Annotated in this window: 5 protein-coding genes; 3 read left to right on the top strand and 2 right to left on the bottom strand. The window is 69.7% G+C overall.

Going from position 1 to position 3,669, the window contains the following annotated elements; all coding sequences use genetic code 11:
* Together ACNPM4_RS05625 and ACNPM4_RS05620 are read right to left on the bottom strand one after the other, a co-directional pair.
* Positions 1–269: hypothetical protein (locus ACNPM4_RS05625; RefSeq protein ID WP_448985010.1), on the bottom strand; the 269-nt coding region annotated here is incomplete at its 3' end.
* Between the two features lie 212 nt (positions 270–481).
* Entirely contained in the window at positions 482–919 is a 438-nt protein-coding gene (locus tag ACNPM4_RS05620) for an Lrp/AsnC family transcriptional regulator (protein WP_029262374.1), read from the bottom strand.
* A gap of 151 nt (positions 920–1,070) precedes the next feature.
* Between ACNPM4_RS05620 and pdhA the strand changes: the two genes are divergently transcribed.
* From pdhA to ACNPM4_RS05605, 3 genes are all read left to right on the top strand, one after another.
* Positions 1,071–2,195, top strand: coding sequence for a pyruvate dehydrogenase (acetyl-transferring) E1 component subunit alpha (pdhA, locus tag ACNPM4_RS05615; protein ID WP_448985009.1), 1,125 nt, complete (start codon positions 1,071–1,073; stop codon positions 2,193–2,195).
* Positions 2,192–3,220: an alpha-ketoacid dehydrogenase subunit beta gene (locus ACNPM4_RS05610; RefSeq protein ID WP_448985008.1), complete on the top strand. Its 1,029-nt coding sequence runs from the start codon at positions 2,192–2,194 to the stop codon at positions 3,218–3,220. Before pdhA ends, ACNPM4_RS05610 begins: the two co-directional genes overlap by 4 nt.
* Positions 3,217–3,669: biotin/lipoyl-containing protein (locus tag ACNPM4_RS05605; protein ID WP_448985007.1), on the top strand; the 453-nt coding region annotated here is incomplete at its 3' end. The genes ACNPM4_RS05610 and ACNPM4_RS05605, both read left to right, overlap by 4 nt.

Genomic DNA, 3,669 nt, shown 5'->3' with positions numbered 1-3,669 from the left:
GCATCCGCACGCACCACCCGCTGCAGCAACTCGTTCACCGTGCGGCACCCATAGCGCCCACAGAACGCCGGCTCCCCCGACCCCGCCGGCCGCTCATCGACCGACGCGACCGCCTCCACGACCACCGCCTCCACCCGCCGCTGCACCTCGCCCGCGACCCGCAACAGCCCCATCTTCTCGTCGTCACCGAGCCGGGCGATCACGTCAGAGCGCAGCACCGCATCCAGGTCAGCGACGACCTGGCCGAGCAGCTCCGCGGGGTTGTTCATACCCCCAAGTCAACCCGGGACCACCGACATTGAGACCCCGATAACCCCAGATCAGAATGATATTCCAGAACGCGTGGAAGCCGACAATCCCTCCACAGAAACACCGACGCAACACTTGTCCACACTCGCCGCAGACCCCACCCCCGCAGACCCCGCCACGCAGACCCCGCCCCGCAGAACCCACCCGCACCGCAGAACGCGCCCGAGCCCCGTTACTCCCGCGTGTAGTCCTCGAAGATCAGCGTGGTCCGGGTCGAGCGGATGGAGGGGATCGCCTGGATGTCCTCGAGCACGATGCGACGGAGGTCGCGGGCGTCGTTGGCGCGCACCAGCAGGATCACGTCGAAGTCGCCGCCGACGAGCGCCATGTGCTCGATCTCGGGGATCGCGCGCAGCCGGTCGCTCACCGCCTGCCACGTCGCCTGCTCGATGGCGAGGGTCACGTAGGCACTCGCATGATGCCCGAGCAGTACGGGATCCGTGCGGACCGTGTATCCCGTGATGACACCGGCGTCCGTGAGGCGCTTGATCCTCGCGTGCGCACCGGCACGCGAGATGTGCACGGCATCCGCGATCGCCGTCATCGACGAGCGCGCGTCGCGACGCAGCTCCTCGAGGATCGCTCGGTCCGTGTCGTCCAGCGCGATCATGACACCCCTCCCTCGGGCCAGAAAATCTGACACTTCGATCAAGAATGCCGCATCTGCCGCTCTTCCATCCAGTATTTCGCGGATGATCTTGGATGACTGTCGCCCACAGAGGCAAGCTGTCCCCACCGAGTTCGCCAAGGAGGACGAGCGCATGCTGCACACCGACATGCTTCCGCGAGACACCGCGGTGCAACTGATCGATGCGGACGGACAGCCTGTCGCGGACGAGCACTACGCGCTCCCCGACGGAGACACCCTGCTGGCCGCCTATCGCGGCCTCGTCGAGGGCCGGCGCATCAACGACCAGGCCGGCGCGCTCGTGCGTCAGGGACGCCTCGCCGTCTACCCGTCGTCCCACGGCCAAGAAGCGTGCCAGGTCGCCGCCGCGATGGTTCTCGGCGAAACGGACTGGCTGTTCCCGACCTATCGCGACTCGGTCGCCGTCATCGCACGCGGAGTCGAACCCGCCGACGCGATGGTCCTCCTCAAGGGCGACTGGCACTCGGGCTACGACGTGCGCGCCCACCGGGTCGCACCGCAGGCCACCCCGCTCGCCACCCAGCTGCTGCACGCGGTCGGCTTCGCGCAGGCGGCCAAGCACCGCGGCGAGGACACGGTCGTGCTCGCGCTGTGCGGCGACGGCGCCACCAGCGAGGGCGACTTCCACGAGGCGATGAACTTCGCCGCCGTCTTCCAGGTGCCGGTCGTCTTCTTCGTGCAGAACAACGGGTTCGCGATCTCGGTCCCGCTCTCGCGACAGACCGCGGCGCCGTCCCTCGCCCACAAGGCGGTCGGCTACGGGATGCCGGGACAGCGTGTCGACGGGAACGACGTCGCCGCCGTGCTCGCCGTGCTCGGCGAGGCGGTGGACCGCGCCCGCGCCGGCGGCGGCCCTTCGCTCATCGAGGCGCACACCTACCGGATGCAGGCGCACACCAACGCCGACGACGACACCCGCTACCGGGAACGCGATGAGGTGCAGGCCTGGACCGCCCGCGACCCGCTGCTCCGCCTGCGGACCCATCTCACGGGTACCGGAGCCCTCGACGCCGAGGCCGAGGAGCAGTTCGCCGCCGGAGCCGAGGAGATCGCCGCGGCCATGCGGACCGCGCTGAACACCGACGCGGATCTCGACCCCGAAGACCTGTTCCGCTTCGTCACCACGACACGCTCGCCACAGCTCGACGAGCAATGGCATCTGCTGCGCGACGAGATCGAGCGCTCGCGCCTCGCCGATGCGGGTGCAGGGATCACCCCGAACGGAGGCCACCGATGACGATCGCACACGACGACACCCGCACCGAGGTCGAGTCCCCCGCGACGACCACCATGACCATGGCCGCCGCGTTGAACAGAGCACTCGCCGACGCCATCGAGTCCGACCCGGATGTGGTCGTCTTCGGCGAGGACGTCGGGGCGCTCGGGGGCGTCTTCCGCATCACCGACGGCCTCACCGCACGGTTCGGCGAGGCCCGCTGCTTCGACACGCCCCTGGCCGAGTCCGGCATCGTCGGCACCGCGGTCGGCATGGCCATGAACGGGATGCGGCCCGTGGTGGAGCTGCAGTTCGATGCGTTCGCGCTGCCCGCGTTCGAGCAGGTCGTCAGCCACGTCGCCAAGCTCGGCAACCGCACGCGCGGAGGGATGCGGATGCCGCTGGTGATACGCATCCCGTTCGGCGGCGGCATCGGCGGCGTGGAGCATCACTGCGACTCTTCCGAGGCCTACTACGCGCACACCCCCGGCCTCACGGTCGTCACTCCCTCGACGCCGCAGGATGCCTACTCGCTGCTGCGCGCGGCGATCGCCTCGCCGGACCCGGTGATCTTCCTCGAGCCGAAGAAGCTGTACTGGTCGAAGGGCGAAGTCGACACCTCGATCACCACGGAACTCGGCACCGCCCGTATCGCCCGCGAGGGCACGGATGTGACGCTCCTGGCCTACGGCGCCTCCGTGCCGCTCGCACTCGAGGTCGCCGATGTCGCCGCCGCCGAGGGGCGCAGCGTGCAGGTGGTCGACGTGCGCTCGCTCTCCCCCTTCGACGACGCGACCGTGACCGCCGCGGTGAAGTCCACCGGCCGTGCCGTGGTCATCGCCGAGGCCCCCGGATATGTGAGCGTCGCCTCGGAGATCCAGGCCCGCGTGTTCGAGCGCTGCTTCGAATACCTCGCGGCCCCGGTCCGACGGGTCACGGGGTTCGACACCCCCTACGCACCTCCGAAGCTCGAGCACTGGTACCTGCCCGATGTCGACCGCGTGCTCGATGCGATCGACACCCTGCACTGGGAGGACGACGTATGAGCGCCCCACTGAAGCCGTCCACGCACATCTTCCGCCTGCCGGACCTCGGCGAGGGCCTGACCGAGGCGGGACTCGTGACGTGGCTCGTCGCGGTGGGCGACACCATCACGACCGACCAGCCGATCGCCGAGGTCGAGACCGCGAAGAGCGTGGTGGAGCTGCCGTCGCCGTTCGCCGGCGTCGTCACGGCTCTCCACGGCACCGCCGGGGACACCATCGACGTCGGTGCACCGGTGCTCGAGGTCGCCGACCCGGAATCGGCATCGGCGGCGGAGGGAACGACTCCGGGTGCTGCCGGGTCTGCAGCGTCGAGCGCCCCCGAGCATGAGGCGTACCGCGAGGAGGAACGCGCCGGATCCGGGAACGTGCTGATCGGCTACGGCACCACAGCGCACACGACGAAGGGGCGGCGACGGCCGGCCGCCGCGTCGGTCCGAGTCGACCGCCCG

This window comes from Microbacterium umsixpiens, from assembly GCF_053543675.1.
Note: the sequence above shows the minus strand (reverse complement) of the source record. Positions and strands in the feature narration are given on the sequence as shown.

Excerpts from the sequence above, each read along its gene's own strand:
- ACNPM4_RS05620 (WP_029262374.1), bottom strand. The coding sequence starts at position 919 with ATGATCGCGCTGGACGACACGGACCGAGCGATCCTCGAGGAGCTGCGT.
- pdhA (WP_448985009.1), top strand. The coding sequence starts at position 1,071 with ATGCTGCACACCGACATGCTTCCGCGAGACACCGCGGTGCAACTGATC.
- ACNPM4_RS05610 (WP_448985008.1), top strand. The coding sequence starts at position 2,192 with ATGACGATCGCACACGACGACACCCGCACCGAGGTCGAGTCCCCCGCG.